Raw genomic sequence first — 19,409 nt, 5'->3', positions numbered from 1 at the left:
CTGCTGATTGCCCAATCTTTTCTTTTGTTAACCTTCACGCTTATCGTTTCCAATTACGTTGTGGTAAGAAAAGTTCTCAGGGGTTTCCAGCAATTCACCCGATAATGATCGCTGACCGTTACCAGTCAGGACGACTGTGCTTTAGTTGCATTATTAAGCAGCTAAGGCATAATCTACGTCACGGATACGAGATTCCGCAGCAGTTAGGTTTTCAGAAGATGTGTTTAAGTTGTTGATGGTATGGTCAAGACGGTTTTGGTAAGCACCTAACTTGGAACGTTCTTTGGAAACCTCCGTAATCGCTTTATCAATATTAGAAATTGAAGCTTTTGCTGTTGAATGATCAGTAACATCCACTTTACCTGCTGCTGCTAAATCTAAAACGCCATCTGTTTTCATATTACGGATCGCTAAAGAAATATTTTGATCTTCATTCGCACCAATTTGGAATGTTGCAGAGCCAGAGTTTACCACTACATCACCAACACCAGCATCTTGTGCATACCCAGCATTTGTTTTAATACTTATGCCGAAGTCAGAAAAATTAAGTTCTTGAGCACCTGCAGCATTGTCAATGGTTTGGGTTTTACCACCAGACGTCATTGTAAGAGTGTGGGCGGTTGTATCAGCAGTAATTGCGTAAGTACCTGCAGTTGCACCAGAAGTTTCAGCAGAAGCAACACCAGCTACTCCTAAGACTGTCGTAGTAGTTGAATCTTGATCGACTGTACCTCCAAGATTTCCCTTAAGCAACTTTTGCGTATTAAATTCAGTAGTATCACCAATACGGTCAATTTCGTTTTTTAATTCGTTTAATTCTTCTTGGATAGCTGCTCTATCTTCAGTTACGTTTGTATCGTTAGCACCTTGAACTGAAAGTTCACGCATACGTTGAAGTATGTCATGAGTTTCATTAAGAGCTCCCTCAGCAGTTTGAATCATTGAAACTGCATCCTGAGAGTTTTTAGAAGCTTGATCCAACCCACGAATCTGACCACGCATCTTCTCAGAGATCGCAAGACCAGCGGCATCATCAGATGCGTTGTTAATACGAAGACCAGAAGATAGTTTTTCCATAGAATTGGACTGCGCATTGTTAGCAGAGCCCAATTGACGATAAGTATTCAAAGCCGCGATATTGTGATTAATTCTCATGTTACAAATTCCTCCTTGAAATGGTTGATTTCACGTCCTTGTGAAATCCATTAGAATACATACAAAAAGTCGGCCGACTCTTGTAATGCTTTTACATTACTTATATCGGACGACTTTTCCCACTGTTAACGATTATTTTCATTTTTTCAGCAGATCCAGTAAATTTTTTGAAAGCGCGGAGGCTTCCTTGTTCTCCTCTTCAATGCTGACATACACTTCTTTGCGGTGGATATCGATATGACGGGGAGCCTCGATGCCGAGCTTCACCTGTCCGCCTTCAATGGAAACGACTTTAATTTCGATGTCATCACCGATTTTGATCGATTCTCCGGACTTACGATTAAGGACGAGCATCAGCTTCACCGCCTTTATCCTCTGTCAAAAGAAGTTGCCGTCTCTGGTAGCTTTCTTCTTTCAGGATGACCTGCTTGGCCTTGTTTTTATGGACGTTAACCACGATTGGAGCTTTCAAGTTGATTGTAGAGGCTGTGAAAGGATCTTTTAGCGTCAGCACGCTGTAGACAGCTACATCTTCCGGACCGTTCAGGCTAAGCTCTTCAACGACCGCGTCTTCAATATGGAACTCGTAATCCTCAAAAAACAGGTACGGGTTGGTGACGATGAGTGCCACCTCGGCTTCGTCCACGGACTGCAGCGCGTAATAAACACCATTTTCATCCACAGGCAGCAGCACATATGTATGCTCATCTTCAAATCCCGGCAGTCCGTGCTTGAAGGTGAGAAGATCCTTTTCCTCTACAGCAAGTTCACCGAAATGCTTTGTATTGATATTCATATCCATTCTCCTTTTACACTTTCCAGTCGATCTGTACGTCCGGATGCTGTTCTAACTGAAAGCTCACTTCTCCAGGCTGATACGTATGCTGTGGTTTCTGCGGCTGAACCTGGATCACCGGTTTCTGCGGCTCTACGTCAATTTCCACAGAAGCGGTCTCATACGATAGGTCAACAAGATCATACGCAGGCAGCCCTCCCGGCGCAAATGTAAAATCCAGCTTGGCATTTTCCTCTCCATGAGAGGCGATTGGATTGCCGCCGTTTTCGATTTTCATCAGCTCATCGCCTTCACGCGCCATCCGGGCGATGCCTTCCAGCAACAACTGCCGGCCAGCAGCGGCAAGCTCATCACTCCGCTTCGCCACGCTTTTCAAATCAATATTGTTCCACGCCTTTGTCTGGTCGATTGTCAGTTTTCCAGGACGCTGACGGATATTCATTTCTGCCGCCGGCTGCTGGATGGACAATTCCGCTTTCGGCTGACGGATCGTCTGCTGTGACCCATCCACCTGATGACCGAGCCGTGCCTGAGTCGTCTGCACCTGAAGCTTTGGTATGTTCATAAGGATGCTCTCCTTTTCATAAAAAAGCAGGCTGTCCCTTCAGGGAGCAGCCTATCTTAGAAAGTCCATCAGCGTCGGCTGGATAATGCGTGAGCCAGCACCGAGGGCGGCCCTGTGGATCGTTTCCTGTGTTTTCAAATCCATGATGACTTTTTCAATGTCGGCATCTTCATTATCGGAGACAAGCTTGGAGGCCGACACCTCCTGAGTCGCCAGACGGTCCTCAATCAGCTCGACCCGGTTCATCCGCGCGCCGAGGTCGGCCCGCTCATTGACGATATTGTTGATATGACCATCGAATTTACCAAGAAATTCATCAAGGTCTGTCCCACTTTCCAAAGCATTGGCAAAGCTTTCAAGGTCGTTGAATAAATCTTCGTTGAACACATTACCGGCGTTCACGTTCGTCTGAATCCGGACGCCGTCCGACACTTCAATCATGACCGGACTTGCGCTTTGATTGATCGTAAAAGCGGCATTGTCCATATTGACCGGTGCGGCTGTCGTATTGGTCCCGTTAAAGATGTATTTATCGTTCACCTTCGTGTTGGCGATGCTTCCGACATGCTCCTTCAACTGGCGGATTTCTTTTGCGATGTTGGCAAGCTGTTCTCCTTCATACGTGCCGTTACTTGCCTGAACCGTCAGCTCTCGCACACGCTGCATCGCCTGTGTGGCTTCATTCATAGAAGAATCACTGCTGTCCATCCAATTATGCACTTCGCTGATGTTCCGCTTATACTGTTCCACTCCGGAAAGCTGGGAGCGGTAATTCATGCCCTTCATCGCAACAACAGGGTCCTGAGAGGCGCGGGTGATCTTCTTCCCGGTCGCCAGCTGATCCTGATAGGTGCCCATGTTTTCATAGCTGCTGCTTAAATTACGCAGCATATTGCCGGCTAACATCGATTGAGTTACGCGCATAGGTTATCCTCCCTTCTTAGACGCCCATCCGGTTGATGATGGTATCGAGCATTTCATCAATGATCGTAATGTTACGGGCGGCCGCATTATAGGCGTGCTGATATTTGATCATATTGGCCATTTCCTCATCGAGGGAGACAGAGCTGACCGACTGCCGCTGCTCCTCCACGGAGGCTCGCAGTGTGCCGGCATTCTTTGACATCCGGTCCGCCTCCTGTGTTTCCACGGCCATCGTACCAATCATGGATTCATAAAAGTTGGAGAGGGACGCTTCCTCCCCGAAAAGGGCGTTACTTTCGTTCTTCACTTCAGCAAGATTCCGGGCGTTTTCACCGTTCCCCGACTCGTTTGTCACCGCTGCTGCGATGTTGTCGCCGTCGGCTTTGATTTCATCCGTTAAATCCAACGTCCCTGCAATGCCTTCCACCACGCCGTCATTGTTTGCCTGCGACATATCGATATCGAAAAACTTCGGTACAGGTGTTCCGTTATTGATGCTGTTCAAGGACTCGCCGTTTTGATGAACGGTATTGAATGCATCCGCAAAGCCTGTGGCCATCCGGTCTAAATCTGAGAGCATGTCTTCGTAGCTGCCCTTTTTCTCTCCGGCCTCCACATACCCACCGGATTCGATTAAACCTTTCAATTTTCCGGGGGAAGAAAATTCATCTATCGTGTACGTGTTCTCCCCTACTGTCATTCCTGTAGCGAGAGCGCTGTCTGCGCCATAGGTGACATCGAGCTCATTCACGCCGCCACCGACGGTTCCGTCTACAAGGGTGGCCGGCGGGTTCATCGCTTTACCGTCCTGATTGACTAAGGAAATCGTCGCTCTCCCCATAGCCAGTGGACTGGCAGATGAGGACGTCTCCTCATAGCTCACTTGTACGTTGACGTGCTCGGAAAGCTGATCGATCAAGCGGTCACGCTCATCATACAAATCATTCGGAACCATTCCGTGGGGCTCGACTCCACTGATCTGCTCATTGATATTATGAATCTGGTTGGCGATGGAATTGATCGACTTTTCCGTGACGCCCACTTCCGTTTTCACATCCTTCTGCATCGTTTGGATCGTGTTGGAAAGATAGTTGAACGTTTCGGCCACCGCCTGGCCGCGCTGCCGGACGACAGAACGGGCGCCTGAATCCTCCGGGTTCACGGACAAATCCTGAAGGGCTCCCCAGAAACGGTCCATCGTGCTGGATAAACCGTCCTCGGAAGGTTCGTTCATGACGCTTTCCAGACGCGCAAGAGCATCCGAGCGTAAATCATAATAGCCCGCTTTGCTGGCTTCCCCGCGGTACTGTTGATCAAGAAAACCGACACGCACGCGCTCAATGGAAGCTGCCTGCACACCGCTTCCCATCTGACCGGGAATTTCCGGACGGTTTCTCGAGGCGGCCGGATATGGACCTGTCTGCTCGAAATTGACGCGCTGTCTCGTATATCCTTCGGTGTTGGCGTTGGCGATATTATGAGAGGTTGTGTATAAGGCAGCCTGCTGGGTAAACAAGCCGCGTTTGGCTACTTCAAGCCCGTGAAACGTAGATGTCATATGTGCTGCTCCTCTATTTAAGCTTTCGAATCAAACAGGGAGCGCTTCGGCGCTTCCTGCTTTTGATTTCCGTAATTCAACGACTGGATGGACGGCTCCAGTGTATTCAGAGACAGGCTGATAAACTGCATCGACTGTTGGATGAGCTCAGCATTCAATGCCTCCTGCTGTTTCAAGTCAGATAGAACGAAGATGAGCGCTTCATACGCACGCTGCAGTTCCTCCTTTTCCTCACCTGAAAGAAGCTCGAGCATAGCTGAAACAGTCTCGTCCTGCCCCGTATGCCCCTTTTGCTTGAACCACTCAGCCGCTGCTTCCGTCCGCTGCTTTTCCACCTGTTTCACAGCCTGGACATGCTTCCGCTCCTGCTGCAGCAGCTTCTGCATTTCGTCCGTTACATTATGCTTCAACGCCTCTGTTTTGGTGTGCGATACCGTCAGCAGGCTTTTATGCAGCTGAGTCAGTTTGTTCATTAGAGTTATGATGGTACCGATCGTCATGGTGATGCTCCTTTATTCCTTGTTTGAAAAGAAATCGATCATCTTTTTCGCTGATGCCTGGGCATCCACCTGATAATTGCCCGCTTCCACATCATGCTTGATCTGTTCCACGAGCTTCTGACGCATCGGGGATACCGAATCATTCTCCTGCATCTGCTTCGCCTGCGGGGAAATCTCAAGCTTATCCTTCGCCTGATGAGTTTTGGCATCCGCCTGCTGATTCAACTGTTTTTGATAAGGGTTCATCTGAGTATGATGCGGTCGATTGATTTTCATTAGATACACCTCACTTACGTGTCCGTTTCGTTATACTCTATATATCGGAAAAAGGAATCGCTCCATCCATCATCCAAATTAATCATTTCCCACTGAGTAATAAGTCTTACGATATATCTTTTCCTTCTCCTTGATCCGACCAGCAAATTGTTCATTGCGTGTTACCTGCTCCAGCTCTTTACCGAGTTCTTTGCTGCAGCCAGAACAGATGCGTCCTTCCTGAATGGGGGAGCCGCACTTCTCACATCCGTATTCCAAGGAAGGAAACTGAGAAGGGTGAAGTCTTTTCTGCTTTACGAATTCCCTGATCTGCTTCTTGGAAACGCCGGTTTTTGCTTCAATTTCATTGACCGTAGCCGTCCGGTTGGATTTTTTTCTTAGAAACGTATACACCGTCTGAAAGTCCTGCTCCTCTTTTTTCACGCATGCCTGACAGATGACGGCCGTTCCTTTTATGAAAATTGAATTACAGCGCGGACAGTTCGCTAATTCTCCCATGTCGATGGTCCCCCTTATACTCTCTTTCTTATTATATCGGTTGAAAAATAAGATTCAAAAGTCTCATAGACAGATTCATCGGAAAATTGTAAATGACCGCACCTCTGGACAGCCGTTTTCTTTCAACAGCGAGGCCATGTGACGGATTGTTCTTCCCGTTGTATAAATGTCATCGACGATGATAACCGGCTGGTCTACCAGTTTTACAACAGAAAATGGGTTCTCCGCTTCCAGCCTCGCCCGTCTATTCCGCTTTGACTGCTTTTCCCCATGGATGCGTTTAAATAGATACGCGGGTTCTTTTCCGACCATTTCAATGATCTTCTCGGATTGATTAAAACCGCGCTCCCTTTCCCGCTCCGAACTCAAAGGAACGCAGACAGTCAGATAATCATCCCGGTTCAGTACATTCCATTTTTCCTTAATGAACGTTTCAAGGGCTTCCAAAGCCACGTAATCGCCGCGGTATTTCCATTTGGCGACAAGCTCTTTGGCAAAAGCATTGTACGTAAACACCGAATCGTTTTGATCAAGCACACCAGGAAGCGTCTCTTCCCAGCGCGCGCAGTCACCGCAGAGACCCTCTCCGGGTCTTGAACACATCGGACAGCGTTCAGCAGGAAGCTCCTCAAGCTCTTCTTCACACGTCCGGCAGATTTTCTTTTCGATTACCGGCAGCAGGAAATTTGTCCAGTTCACCTCCGGTACGATGGGTGAAAAGCAGAGATAACAGTTCACAGCTTCTGCCCCAGCTTGTTCATCTTTTTGATGGCTTCCACCGCGTCCAGCATCTCATCCGTTTTGCCGATGTGGTACAAACGCACCTCTCCATCCGGATCGTCAGCGCTTCTTCCAGCCCGGCCGGAAATCTGAACGAGAGCCGCTTCATCAAAGACGACATGACCGGCATCAATGACATAAACGTCGACGGAGGGAAAGGTAACGCCCCGTTCCAGGATTGTTGTCGTAACAAGAATCCGGTACTCTTTATTGCGGAAGCTTTGAATTTTCTCTGCCCGGTGATGATCTTCGGCATGGACCGACTTCACCTCATACCCTTCTTCCTCTAAGAAAGAAGCGATTTCCTCTGCCTTTTTAATGGAAGGAAGAAAAAGCAGCAGCTGCCTCTCTGTTGTCTGCTGGGCTGCTATGGCTTTCAATAGATGCTGAGGAAGCTTTCCTTGATTCAAAGAACGGTGAAGCATCGGAGTCAGCTTCAACACAGGTACAGGGAGCGGGTGACCGTGGAATCGTTTCGGGATGAAAGTGACGGGGAGTGATTTTTGGCGGAGCCTTTGCTTTTGTTCTTTTCGTGGCGTTGCGGTTAAATAGATAACTGCAGCCTCCCGCTTGGCCGCTCTTTTGGCTGCAAAATGCAGCGTGGGGTCGTTGTGAAAGGGAAAGGCATCGACTTCATCGATAATGAGCACGTCAAAAGCATGTGCAAATCGGAAAAGCTGGTGGGTGGTGGCAATGACAAATGGAGCCTGCCCGTTTTTGTCCGGACTGTCGCCGTACAATGCCGCTGTATCGACTGCTGGAAAAGCCTTCTGCAGCCGGGGCTGCAGCTCCCGGACAACGTCGGTTCTCGGTGTGGCGAGGCAGATTCTTTTGCCGGTTTCCAATGCTTTTGTAATCGCAGGAAAAAGCACTTCTGTTTTCCCAGCTCCACAGACAGCCCAGATGAGGTGTTCCCCGGAGCAGTTTTGAACCAATGCGGTTAAATCATCGGCCGCCCGCTGCTGGCCGGGAGTAAGCGTTCCCTCCCATACACACGGAGCCTCATAGATAGGCCACTGTACGTTCGCGCTGCCTATATATAACGGTTCACATTCCAATACACGTCCCATTTGAATGCAGTTCCGGCAGTACACGCACGACTTTCCACAGGTTGTATGGGGGAGTTCGGCAAATAAATGGGCCTGCGTGTTCCCGCAGCGGCGGCAGCGTTTTTGAAACAGGTGCTGCTCTATACTCTCTGTTTTCGTTAAAATTCGTTTCGTAACCAACGTTAACATCTGTTTTTCACTGTAGGGGATTTCATGCTGGAGGAGGAGTTTACCGGCAAGATCGAAGTACGGATGAGGAACGGGATTGGTGGGGATCCAGGAGAAGTCCTGAGGTTTCTTTCGTTGGAAATACGAGAGCACAGCGTCACCTTCCTTAGAAAAATAGAGCCTGCCTGAGTCTCACAGACAGGCTCGTATTCTTAGGACTGACGGTACCAGCCAAGGCCGATCGCTCCTTCACCGAGGTGGGTGCCGATAACCGGACCAAAGTAGCTTAATGTCACGCGGACATTGGCGTGCCGGGATTCAATTTCTTTCTTCAATTCCGCAGCTTCATCCGGACGGTTGGCGTGTATCAGAGTTGCTTCGTATTCTCCCCCATCCTCCACTTTTTCTGCAAGCAGGGAAAGGATCCGTTTCAGCGCTTTTTTACGCGTACGGATTTTTTCAAACGGAACGATTTTCGTATCCACAAAGTGCAGCACCGGCTTCACCTGAAGCAAACTGCCGACAAATGCCTGCGCTCCGTTCAGACGGCCTCCACGCTGCAGGTGGGACAAATCATCCACCATGAAGTAGGCATGCATTGTTTCCTTCATTTTCTTCAGACGGGACAAGATTTCGTCAGGACCTGCTCCGCGCTCAGCCATATCCGAAGCCTCAAGCGCATAAAAGCCCTGCATGTGGCAGCTGATTTCCGAGTCAAACACGTGGACGTCGATGTCATCCACCATTTCCCCGGCGGTCATCATCGCCTGATAGGTACCGGAGATTCCGCTGGATAAGTGGATGGAAATGACGGCGTCATAGTTGTGCGCCAGTTCCTCGAGCTTTTGTGTCATGATGCCGATCGACGGCTGGGAGGTTTTCGGAAGCTTCCCGCCTTCCCTGACCATGTCATAAAAATCATCGGCGTTGATATCAATCTCTTCTTGATAGGATTCTTCCCCAAAGATGACGTTCAGGGGAACCATATGTATGTGATGGGCTTGTCTTACTTGCTTCGGAAGGTAAGCCGTACTGTCCGTTATGATTGCTGTTTTCATCCGACCCAGCTCCTTATAAAAAAATTCCTCTATGCTTATATGTACGATATTTTTCCTTTTTCTCCTCCCCTATTTTACATGAAGGCTGCTGCCATTGCACCAACAAACTGTGCAGCTGTCCGATGTCAGGCACTCCCATTCTTGTTTTATCAACGAAGTCGGAGTTCGGTTCTGCGGGGGACAGGTCGCTTTCCGCGGACATGCGCTGAGTCTCCTCAGGCTCCGCCTTGCGGGGCCTCACCCTGCATGCTCATCCCGCAGGAGTCTCCCCGTCCCCCTTCGACCCTTGCTGAATGAGAGCCTCCCCGTCCTGGTTAATGAAGTACCAGGTCCGGTCATGCAGACAAAGAAAAAAGCTGCCCGGAGGTTCCGGACAGCTTGAGTAAGGAGCAAATCTACCGTTAAATGACTTCCACCCAGCCATTTTTAATGGCCGTGACAACCGCCTGCGTACGGTCATTCACATTCATCTTTTGTAAAATATTGCTGACATGGTTTTTAACGGTCTTCTCACTGATGTATAAGGCCTCTGCGACACCGCGGTTGCTGTTACCGTCCGCCAACAGCTGCAGCACTTCGCATTCGCGGCGGGTAAGCAGATGAAGCGGTTTGCGGTACTCGATCGTACGATAGCTGCTGCTTCCCTTACTTTCAGACAAGCGGCGGTATTCCGCTACTAGATTGTGTGTTACCTTCGGATGCAGATAAGAGCCTCCAGCACCGACGACTTTGATGGCATCGATGAGCGCATCGGAATCCATTTCCTTCAACAGATACCCCTGTGCCCCTGTTTTCAAGGCGTGGGTGACGTAGTTCTCGTCATCGTGAATGGACAGGATGATGACCTTCATTTCAGGATACCGCTTCGTAATTTCTGCTGTCGCTTCTACGCCGTTCATGCTTGGCATGTTAATGTCCATTAACACTACATCCGGCAGGTGTTCCTCGACAATGCGCAGTGCTGCATCCCCGTCATCACCTTCGGCTACAACTTCAAAACTGGATTCGAAGTCGAGGATTCTCTTTACGCCCTCCCTGAACAATTTATGGTCGTCAATCAGTACGATTCTGGTCGTCATGGTCATTTCCTCCTGTTTCTCTTACATAGAATGGTTTTTTGTTCCCCTAACCTATTCTTTGTTCTCTCTCTATCTCTGTTTTTGTTTGTTTGTAAATGACACCCTAATCCTGCTTTCTATTATAAACGATTTAAGTCCATTTACATAGTTTTTCACAAAATTATCAATTTAATGGCAGATGGATTGTGACTATCGTCCCTTCACCGATGCTGGAATCGATGTTCAGTTCGCCTTCGAGCATTTCTACACGCTCCCGCATCCCCATCAGGCCAAACGATTTTTCCTTCTTCCCGTTCGTGTCAAAACCTTTTCCGTCATCCTTCACGATGATCATCGCACTGGTGGACATGATTTCGACTTTCACTTTGATTTCCTGTGCTTCGGCATGCTTGACCGCATTTTGGACGGCCTCCTGCACAAGGCGGAACAGAGCTACTTCGTATTTGGATTCCAGCCTGTCTTCCTTACCGAACGTGGCGAAGGTGATGGTCAGTCCATCATTGTAATCCTGGACGGTCGCCAGGTATTTTTTCAATGTAGGAAGTAAACCAAGGTCATCAAGGGCCATCGGACGGAGATCGTAAATGATCCGCCGTACTTCATAGAGGGCAGAACGGACGAGGGAGCGGACACTTTTCACTTCCTGCATCGCATCCTCGATGCCGCGTTTCTTATAGGTTCTCTCAACAAGGTCGGAACGGAGCATCACGTTGGCCAGCATCTGCGCCGGACCGTCATGAATTTCTCTGGAGAGCCGGCGGCGTTCTTCCTCCTGCGCTTCAATGATCTGCAGGCCGAACTGCTGCTTTTCTTTCGCTGTTTCCAAAGCATCGCTGACATGCTTAAAATCTTCTGTTAAGTAATTCAAAACGACGGAAATTTTTCCGCCTAACGCTTCCGCACGTCCAATCGTTTCCTCAAGCTGACGGAGTCTGAGCTCAAGGTCATCCCTGCGGCAGCGCAGCTGTTTCTCTTTTTCTCTTTTCATCGAGAGTTCCATCTGCAAGGCATGGGTTTTCTCATAGACTTCGCGGATTTCTTCCTCTGAATATTTCTGGAACTGACTGCTTACTTCGGACAAACGCTTGCGCGAAAAACGAACTTTCTGATCGAGTTGATCGCCTTCTTCAATATAAGCGATCACCTGGCGTTTCGTTTCCTGCAGTTCATCGTACAGCTTTTCATATTCCTGACGGGATCCCTCACCGATCTCGAAGATTTCATCCTTGCTGTTGGTGACTGTATCCACCATTTCATCGATGATATGGTCAAGGGCAATATCCCCCGTTTTCTGTTCGCTCATTACAAGTCCCTCCATCAATATTCACATAATCATTCGTAAGACCCATGTCCATTTATGGGGGTTATGTATAACTTTTCAGCCGCAATCCTACTATTTGTATGGTTTGCCCATTTCAACCCCCCTCGATATAATAAAAGCTTAGGAGGTTTTCAACGATGCTGGAAAGATATTATACCGTAAAACCTGAGGGTTCTGAAGAAGTTACCATACAAAAATCCCGCTTCATCGGTTATGTGAAGCGTTGTGAAACAGAAGAAGAAGCACAGGCCTTTATTCAGGAAATCAAAAAGAAACACAGCGATGCCACCCATAACTGCTCCGCTTACATGATCGGCGAGCACGATTTGATCCAAAAGGCGAATGATGACGGAGAGCCGAGCGGAACCGCCGGTGTACCGATGCTTGAAGTATTGAAAAAACGTGGTTTAAAGGACACCGCTGTCGTCGTTACCCGTTACTTCGGCGGCATTAAACTGGGGGCCGGGGGACTCATCCGTGCTTACGGATCCACTGCTTCTGAAGCAATCCAAACCACAGGTGTCGTCCAACGGCAGCTGATGCAGGAAATCAAGGTGAAAATCGACTATACCCTGCTTGGAAAAGTGGAAAATGAAGTGCGGAATTCGACGTATACACTTGAAACGGTTAATTACCTCGAAAATGTGGAACTAATAATATACGTAGAAAGCGGACTGGAAGAGGAATTCGAAGCTTGGATGGTCGATTTGACGAGCGGTCAGGCGGACATCACAAGAGGCGGAACCTCCTACGTAGAATTTGACGTCACACCGGAGTAAAGGAGCTTACTGACGAATGAAGCTGAAAAAGCTGACCATCTTCCTCTGGACAGCGGCTTTCCTCGTGCTTGCCGGCGTCGGAGCAGCGGCCGGCTATGCGGTTTACTTAACCGATCAGGTGAAAGAAACCGCTGATGAATCCCACAAAGAGCTGGACCGTAGGGGCATGTCGGATAAACGCGTGGAAGAAGTGAACCCTGCCAAAGATCATACGTCTGTTTTATTCATCGGCATTGATGACAGCGAGAAGCGTACAGGTGACGAAGGACTTCCGGCCCGTTCCGACGCCCTCGTTCTGGCCACCTTCAATCAGGATGATCGATCAATTAAGATGCTGAACATCCCCCGGGACTCCCTCACCTATATCCCTGAAGTCGGCTATGAGGATAAAATTGCCCACGCCCATGCCTTCGGCGGTGTAGACGCTACCGTCAAGACGGTGGAGCAGCTGCTTGATGTTCCTGTCGATTATTATGTCCGATTGAACTTTAATTCATTTGTGGAAGTTGTCGATGCCATCGGCGGGATCAACTACGAAGTTCCTTTTGATATGACAGAGCAGAACAGCTCGGATACGGCGGGAGCCGTAGAGCTGCAGGAAGGCTACCAGACGATTAACGGCGAAGAAGCCCTGGCCCTTGCACGAACAAGGAAGTATGACAGCGACCTTGCCCGTGGGGAGCGCCAGATGAAGCTCATCCAGGAAATTTTCAGTGAGACGATGTCCACAAAAGGGTTGAACAACTTCGACGATATTCTTGCATCTGTGAGCAGCAACATGAAAACGAACCTGACCTTTGATGAAATGATTTCCTTCAAAGATTATTTCCTCCAGAAGGACGGCTTTACATTTGATAAAATGCAGCTGGCTGGTGAAGGCGGATTCACTGGTAACGGTTGGTACTATCAGGTGAATGAAGAAGATCTCACCGCCGTCACTCAAACGCTTAAAGATCACTTGAACCTATCCAACCCTCTCGTTAAGGACGATGAGGTGGACAGCTTTTCCGACGGAGACGAAAGCAGTAATTCCATGTAAAAAAAAGCAGAAGGCTGTTTATCCAGCCTTCTGCTTTTTTATCTGCGGGTTCGGACGCCGCGGATCATATTCAAAATCGGTTTGTAATCTTTTCCAATCAATCCGGTGATTTCAACAATCAATTCAATCATCAGCGCAAGAAGGGCTACAACAAGGACCGCTCCATACATCGTCGCCTGCGAGAAAATAACGGCAGCAAGACTGAACAGGGCACTGACGGCGTAAATCATCAGAACAGATTCCGGATGACTGTAGCCGAGATTTAACAGACAATGATGAAGGTGCGACTTATCCGGTGCCGACAGCGGTTTCCGCTGAATGACCCGGCGGACGATCGCAAAGAGCGTGTCCGAAATCGGAACACCTAAAATAATGACAGGAATAACGAGTGAGAATAACGTTACGTTTTTAAATCCGAGTAAAGAAAGAACACTGATCATGAAACCTAAAAACAGGGCACCTGTATCACCCATGAAAATTTTAGCCGGATAGAAATTGTAGACGAGGAAGCCGAGGGTGCTTCCAAGCATCATCAAGCCTGCGAAGACGACGAATACGTTCCCCATCGTAATGGCCATGCCGGAAATAGTTAACAGCGCAATGGCGGACACACCTGCGGCTAGGCCGTCCAGACCGTCAATCAAGTTGATGGCATTTGTAATGGCAATGATCCAGACGATCGTAAGCGGAATACTGAGATATCCAAGCTCCAGTTCCCCGCCGAAGGGCAGGTTGATGAACTCCACCTGAACACCGCCGATGACGACGACACCTGCGGCAAGCAGCTGCCCGGCGAGCTTCATTTTTGCAGACAGTTCTTTCAAGTCATCCAGTACGCCTGTCACGATAATGATCGTTCCTCCGAGAAGGACCGGCCATGTTAATTCACTTTCCGGAAAAAAGAAGACGATTCCCAGCGCGAAGCTTAAATATATCGCTAAACCGCCGAGACGCGGCATCACATTTTTGTGGACTTTCCGGTGGTTCGGCTGATCCGTCGCACCGATTTTTATTGCTGCCCGCTTGACCAGCGGCGTAATCGCCACCGAAATGATCAGGCAGAACAGCAAGGCCTTATACTCCATAAAGACCCTCCTCAGGTTTATTATATCCTCTCCGGTCCATTGTAAGCGGATCGATAATTTCCATCTGTTGTGTTCATACTAAGGTTTGTAATCGAGAAAATTATATCACAGGAATATGGGGGGCAATGTAACGATTTCCTAAATTTCCGTTAGCCTATTTTTTCAGACCTCAAACCTATTTAGATCGGTTTCGTCACAAACCTCACTATATCAGCAGATTATGTCAGTGGAATAACTGGTTTTTAACAATCCCATTTCATTTTTTGCGTTTTTCTGACTTTTTCTTTGTAGAGAGTTTTTTGTTTACACTTTCGTTTCGGTTTGTCTAAAATAGGGAAGTTATCTTTGACATCTAACTAGGAGGACTCATTCGTTTATGGCAACTAGAGAACGAAGAAAATTAGAAAAGACGTTAAAACCCCACTGGGTCTGGGCGATTGCCTTCGGTTCAGCGATTGGCTGGGGCGCTTTTGTGCTCCCCACAGACTGGATCGGCCAGGCAGGCCCTGTCGGTGTAGTTCTCGGCCTTTTACTCGGCGCCGCTCTTATGATGATTATCGGCGTCAGCTATGGATTTTTGATTGAAAAATTCCCCGTTACGGGTGGTGAATTCGCTTATGCCTATATTGGATTCGGCCGGCGGTTCGCTTTTATGGCGGGATGGTTTTTAACGCTCGGCTATATCTGTATTGTTGCATTGAATGCCTCAGCCCTCGCGCTGCTGGCAAAATTCCTCTTCCCTGATTTTGTTCAGACAGGGAATATGTATACCGTGGCTGGATATGATGTATCCATGATCCAGATTGCGATTGCATCTCTTGCCCTTATCGTATTTGCTCTATTGAATATCCGTGGTGCCAGCTTTTCCGGGCAGACACAATTTGTTTTCAGCCTGATCTTGATTGCGGGGATTGTCCTGCTTGGAATCGGTGCCATCATGACCGATGGACCGAGCGTATCCAATATCTCCCCTGGATTTACACCGGATCAGACCGCATTGGCATCCATTTTAACGATTCTTGCCATTGCCCCGTTCGCGTACGTCGGGTTTGACAACATTCCTCAGACAGCGGAAGAATTTGAATTCGAACCGAAAAAGGCGTTCAGCCTGATTATCTGGTCACTGCTCGCTGCCGGACTGGCTTACAGCGCCATGATTTTGATTACAGCAAGTACGATGCCTTGGCAGCAGCTGCTTGCGATGATCAACGACACCCAGTCGGTCTGGGGAACCGGTGATGCGATTGAAAGCTACCTTGGACGTGCCGGCGTCTTCATCATCGCTGTCGCTGTCTGTATGGGTATCTTTACAGGGTTGAACGGTTTTTACATTTCTGCCAGCCGCCTGACGTTTGCTATGGGACGTGCCCGCATTCTGCCGGACAGCTTCCGCAGACTGCACCCGAAATATAAAACACCCTATGTCGGCATCCTGTTTACGATGGCAATCTGTCTCGTCGCTCCGTGGTTCGGCAGAGAAGCCCTCCTATGGGTCGTCGATATGTCATCCACCGGCGTTGCCATCGCGTACTTTTTCTGTACCGCAACGGCGTACAAGTTTTTCCGCTGGTCAGAGAATTCCAAGGCGGAGAATGAAGCAAGCACGGTTTCCCCGGGACGCAAGCTTCTTTCCCTGATCGGAATGATCAGCTCCATCGGCTTTCTCGTTCTCCTGCTGCTGCCATGGTCACCGGCAGCCTTAGGGAAGGAATCCTACATCGCTCTTGGTGTATGGATCATCATCGGAATCGTCTTCTATCTATTGAATGCGAAACGCTACAACGAAATCAGCCGTAAAGAAATGAACTATCTGATTTTAGAAAAAGAAGAAATATAATAGGAAAACTCCCCGGAAATGTTTCGGGGAGTTTTCTTTTTCGACAAAATCACTACAAAAAACGACGTTGTATGACAGTCAGTTAACAATTTTCCAATCCTCAAAATGAACACCTCCCCCCGTTTTCATCTATGGTAGAATGGGAATTTGAGAGGTTAGAAAACAGAGGTGGAACAAATGGCGAAAAAACTCGTCCGCGTCCGCAGACGCAGGAAAAAAAGAAGAATAAGAAGATGGGTCGTTTTTTTATTTGTCCTGTCGCTGCTGATCGGTGGTGGCTTTTATTACGTGAATAAAGTCTACACCGCCTCTTACGAAGATCTGGACAGAGGAGACAAATCCGACCTGCGTGATGAAGCCGTGGACATCGGCGATGATCCGATTTCAATTTTACTGATGGGTGTTGAGGATTATTCGACAGAAGGCGGCGCCGGCCGTGCGGATACCCAGATTGTGATGACCCTTGATCCTGATACAAAGGACATTACGATGACAAGTATTCCACGGGATACGCAGGTGGACATCCCGGCCTATAAAGTCGGAGATCAATATGCAGGATCACACAAGCTGAACGCAGCCTACTCGCTCGGGGAGGTTTCCGGATACGGGGCTGAAAAGCTGACGATTGAAACCGTTGAGGACTACCTCGGCATTCCGATTGATAAGTTCGCATCCGTCAATTTCGAAGGGTTCATGGAAATTGTCGACCTGATGGGCGGCGTCACGATTGATGTGAAGGAAGGCTTCTGGGAACGAAGCAGCCTGGATTATGATAAGAAGATTGAATTTGAAGCTGGTGAAACAACGATGACCGGGGAGGAAGCTCTCGCTTTTGTCAGGATGAGAAAGCGTGATGTTGCCGTATCCTATCCACGGGACGAACGCCAGCGTCAATTCATCCGGGCGGGCATTGATGAGGCCCTTTCTGCTGACAACCTGCTCAAAGCCGGTGAATTTGCGGATATCCTCGGTGACAGTGTCAGTACGAACCTGACGATCTCCGAACTGTATGCCATTCAAAAAACGCTGTCTTCCGAAAATCCTTCGACGACGACTTATACGATTGAAGGACAGGACATGCGTCTGGAAGACGGGTTGTATTATTTCGTCCCGGACGAAGGGGCTTTAGAGGACACGAAGCAGAAACTGCAGCAGGCTCTGGATATTACGCCTTCCGGATCCTACGGGAACACTACGGATGAAATAAGTGAATAAACACAGCAAAACTGACCATATTCTGATGTGGTCAGTTTTTTTATGTATCCTTAAGCTGTCCTGGTAAAAATCAAGATTCCGTTGGTCCGTTTCGATGTGTAGGGACCTTCGTATTCCTGTGGAAACCCCTCTTCATCACTTTCAAGTTTGATTCGCTGTATCAACGCTTTCTCTTTCAAGATCCGGCGGAAGGTATCTTCTGTTAAATGTCTGAAAGGTTCCACGACAATCGTTTTGTCAATCCGCACGCTGCACCGGCCGCTCACCGGCAGTTCTGTCTGGTCCAGTAAAAGCTTGGTTACATGCACTACCCCTGACATCCTCTCTGTATAAAATGACAAAGAGCCCCTTCCTTTTGAAGGGTACTCTATCCATATTATAAGAAAAGGAGAATAAATTGGAAACGGCAGATATTCCTAGTTGGTTAGAAAGCCTCTTTCATCAGTCCTTGAATATCGTTCTGCCATCCGCTCTCCTTCTGTCCTAAATCCTTATTCACACGGGACTGGAGGTCTTTTCCCTGCTCTTCAGCCTTCCGAGAGTCATAGACCTTCTGGAAGGATTCTTTTGTACCATTTTCCAGCTGAACCCAACCTTTTTTCATCGACTGAACGGGCGGGTATTCTCAATAAAAAAAACTCCCCCACCGAAGTGGAGAAGGCCTGTTCATGTTATTCTTCGATAATGCGATAGTTTGTATGAGCCACAACCGTCCTGTCATATTCGAAATCGATGTCATTCAGATTGTCCATAATGGTTAAATCAACAATGACAGACTGCTGGCATTGACTTGGAATAACTCTTCCTTTAAATGTGATATCATTTCGTTCAAAGGTAACAATTTGACCAGGTGTTGCAATACGATCATCAGGTTGTATCATATCTCTCTATCCTTTCTGAATCAACATTATTGGTTTCAAAAAAGTTTACATGAAATAAACAAACAATTCAAACAAAACTTTTACAATATATGTTACTAAATTCGACAAAAGTATACAAGTAAAATACTTATGGTTTCACAAATCACTCAGGCGGTATATAGTAGAAATAGAAAAAAATGGAGAGGATGATCTTTTTTGTCTGTAGCCGTTTATAAAATAAAGCGGACCATCCTGATCTTTTTCGGGGTGTTTCTCATCGCTGCGACAGCTTTCCTTTTCACACTCTATCAACTGGGAACGGATTTTCTCATCCTGGACGATACCGTGGAGGAGGATTCGGAGGCGGATGCCATCATCGTCTTAAGCGGTAGTGCAGAACGACTGGAACGCGGAGCTGAATTGTACGCTAAGGGAGCGTCAGATACAGTCATTTTAACGAATGCCGAAGAAAATGGGACGACGCCGGACCGGGCGGTTTCCCTGGGCATATCCGAAGCCGATATTTTAGAAGACACCAAAGCCACGAGTACATATGACAATGCACTGTACGCCAAGGACATTATGGAGGAGCAGGACCTTTCCTCAGCCATCGTCGTTACGAGTGAATTCCACTCGAGGAGGACGAAAATGACGTTCGATGATATTTTCGGAAAAGACTATACGTTAAGCTATGCCTTTACCTCCTCCTCGTTCAATCCCGCCGACGGTTTGACGGAAATGGAAAAAAAGACAACCTTCAGCGAATATACGAAAATGATCTTTTACTCCATCCGTCTGCTCTTTGACTGACCTTTCATATGCTGCATCCATGCGCCTGAAACAATCACTAGGATAGTCCTATGGACA

Annotated in this window: 22 protein-coding genes; 5 read left to right on the top strand and 17 right to left on the bottom strand. The window is 48.1% G+C overall.

All coding sequences use genetic code 11. The features are described 5' to 3' along the window. Positions 1-153: 153 nt before the first annotated feature. From H615_RS0110180 to H615_RS0110110, 14 genes are all read right to left on the bottom strand, one after another. Positions 154-1,155, bottom strand: coding sequence for a flagellin N-terminal helical domain-containing protein (locus H615_RS0110180; protein ID WP_027955053.1), 1,002 nt, complete (start codon positions 1,153-1,155; stop codon positions 154-156). A 138-nt stretch (positions 1,156-1,293) separates the two neighbouring features. Next, positions 1,294-1,509, bottom strand: a complete 216-nt coding sequence (gene csrA, locus H615_RS0110175) for a carbon storage regulator CsrA (protein WP_027955052.1) — start codon at positions 1,507-1,509, stop codon at positions 1,294-1,296. Continuing rightward, a complete protein-coding gene (gene fliW, locus H615_RS0110170) occupies positions 1,496-1,951 on the bottom strand; it encodes a flagellar assembly protein FliW (protein ID WP_027955051.1) in 456 nt (151 codons plus the stop codon). Before fliW ends, csrA begins: the two co-directional genes overlap by 14 nt. A gap of 13 nt (positions 1,952-1,964) precedes the next feature. Continuing rightward, positions 1,965-2,516, bottom strand: coding sequence for a DUF6470 family protein (locus H615_RS0110165; RefSeq protein WP_027955050.1), 552 nt, complete (start codon positions 2,514-2,516; stop codon positions 1,965-1,967). Between the two features lie 51 nt (positions 2,517-2,567). Beyond that, positions 2,568-3,440: a flagellar hook-associated protein FlgL gene (flgL, locus tag H615_RS0110160; protein ID WP_027955049.1), complete on the bottom strand. Its 873-nt coding sequence runs from the start codon at positions 3,438-3,440 to the stop codon at positions 2,568-2,570. A gap of 16 nt (positions 3,441-3,456) precedes the next feature. Next, entirely contained in the window at positions 3,457-4,998 is a 1,542-nt protein-coding gene (gene flgK, locus H615_RS0110155; protein ID WP_027955048.1) for a flagellar hook-associated protein FlgK, read from the bottom strand. A 17-nt stretch (positions 4,999-5,015) separates the two neighbouring features. After that, positions 5,016-5,498, bottom strand: a complete 483-nt coding sequence (locus tag H615_RS0110150) for a flagellar protein FlgN (RefSeq protein WP_027955047.1) — start codon at positions 5,496-5,498, stop codon at positions 5,016-5,018. Between the two features lie 12 nt (positions 5,499-5,510). Further along, the gene (flgM, locus tag H615_RS0110145; protein ID WP_027955046.1) at positions 5,511-5,774 is read right to left on the bottom strand and encodes a flagellar biosynthesis anti-sigma factor FlgM; all 264 of its coding nucleotides are present in this window, start codon (positions 5,772-5,774) and stop codon (positions 5,511-5,513) included. 78 nt (positions 5,775-5,852) lie between these two features. After that, a complete protein-coding gene (locus H615_RS0110140; RefSeq protein ID WP_027955045.1) occupies positions 5,853-6,272 on the bottom strand; it encodes a TIGR03826 family flagellar region protein in 420 nt (139 codons plus the stop codon). 75 nt (positions 6,273-6,347) lie between these two features. Beyond that, a complete protein-coding gene (locus H615_RS0110135) occupies positions 6,348-7,010 on the bottom strand; it encodes a ComF family protein (protein WP_027955044.1) in 663 nt (220 codons plus the stop codon). Next, a complete protein-coding gene (locus H615_RS21210; RefSeq protein WP_027955043.1) occupies positions 7,007-8,422 on the bottom strand; it encodes an ATP-dependent helicase ComFA in 1,416 nt (471 codons plus the stop codon). The genes H615_RS0110135 and H615_RS21210 overlap by 4 nt, the downstream gene beginning before the upstream one ends. 59 nt (positions 8,423-8,481) lie before the next feature. Next, positions 8,482-9,327, bottom strand: coding sequence for a DegV family protein (locus H615_RS0110125; RefSeq protein WP_027955042.1), 846 nt, complete (start codon positions 9,325-9,327; stop codon positions 8,482-8,484). A 401-nt stretch (positions 9,328-9,728) separates the two neighbouring features. Continuing rightward, entirely contained in the window at positions 9,729-10,406 is a 678-nt protein-coding gene (locus tag H615_RS0110115) for a response regulator (protein ID WP_027955040.1), read from the bottom strand. Positions 10,407-10,569: 163 nt separating this feature from the next. Further along, the gene (locus H615_RS0110110) at positions 10,570-11,709 is read right to left on the bottom strand and encodes a sensor histidine kinase (protein WP_027955039.1); all 1,140 of its coding nucleotides are present in this window, start codon (positions 11,707-11,709) and stop codon (positions 10,570-10,572) included. A gap of 155 nt (positions 11,710-11,864) precedes the next feature. Here H615_RS0110110 and H615_RS0110105 point away from each other — a divergent pair, with 155 nt between their 5' ends. Continuing rightward, positions 11,865-12,506 (top strand): YigZ family protein, encoded by a 642-nt coding sequence (locus tag H615_RS0110105; RefSeq protein WP_027955038.1) that lies wholly within the window; start codon positions 11,865-11,867, stop codon positions 12,504-12,506. 16 nt (positions 12,507-12,522) lie between these two features. Continuing rightward, positions 12,523-13,545, top strand: a complete 1,023-nt coding sequence (locus H615_RS0110100) for an LCP family protein (RefSeq protein WP_027955037.1) — start codon at positions 12,523-12,525, stop codon at positions 13,543-13,545. Between the two features lie 38 nt (positions 13,546-13,583). Here H615_RS0110100 and H615_RS0110095 read toward each other — a convergent pair whose 3' ends face one another. Continuing rightward, positions 13,584-14,630: a glycosyltransferase family 4 protein gene (locus H615_RS0110095; protein ID WP_027955036.1), complete on the bottom strand. Its 1,047-nt coding sequence runs from the start codon at positions 14,628-14,630 to the stop codon at positions 13,584-13,586. Between the two features lie 376 nt (positions 14,631-15,006). On the opposite strand from H615_RS0110095, the gene H615_RS0110090 reads away from it, so the two are divergent. Together H615_RS0110090 and H615_RS0110085 are read left to right on the top strand one after the other, a co-directional pair. Beyond that, complete coding sequence (locus H615_RS0110090) at positions 15,007-16,467, top strand: APC family permease (protein ID WP_027955035.1); 1,461 nt, start codon at positions 15,007-15,009, stop codon at positions 16,465-16,467. Positions 16,468-16,644: 177 nt separating this feature from the next. After that, entirely contained in the window at positions 16,645-17,682 is a 1,038-nt protein-coding gene (locus tag H615_RS0110085) for an LCP family protein (protein ID WP_027955034.1), read from the top strand. 50 nt (positions 17,683-17,732) lie between these two features. Here the strand turns inward: H615_RS0110085 and H615_RS0110080 are convergent, their stop codons facing one another. After that, positions 17,733-17,990: a hypothetical protein gene (locus H615_RS0110080; RefSeq protein ID WP_027955033.1), complete on the bottom strand. Its 258-nt coding sequence runs from the start codon at positions 17,988-17,990 to the stop codon at positions 17,733-17,735. A 363-nt stretch (positions 17,991-18,353) separates the two neighbouring features. Beyond that, positions 18,354-18,563 carry a YkvS family protein gene (locus H615_RS0110070; protein WP_027955031.1) on the bottom strand — a complete coding sequence of 70 codons (210 nt, stop codon included), beginning with the start codon at positions 18,561-18,563 and terminating at the stop codon, positions 18,354-18,356. Between the two features lie 195 nt (positions 18,564-18,758). On the opposite strand from H615_RS0110070, the gene H615_RS21820 reads away from it, so the two are divergent. Beyond that, complete coding sequence (locus H615_RS21820) at positions 18,759-19,352, top strand: YdcF family protein (RefSeq protein ID WP_051254662.1); 594 nt, start codon at positions 18,759-18,761, stop codon at positions 19,350-19,352. Positions 19,353-19,409: the final 57 nt, after the last annotated feature.

It is taken from the genome of Halobacillus kuroshimensis DSM 18393 (assembly GCF_000425705.1).
Classification (GTDB): domain Bacteria; phylum Bacillota; class Bacilli; order Bacillales; family Halobacillaceae; genus Halobacillus; species Halobacillus kuroshimensis.
The sequence above is the reverse complement of the archived record's forward strand: the minus strand, read 5'-3'. Positions and strand labels throughout refer to the sequence as shown.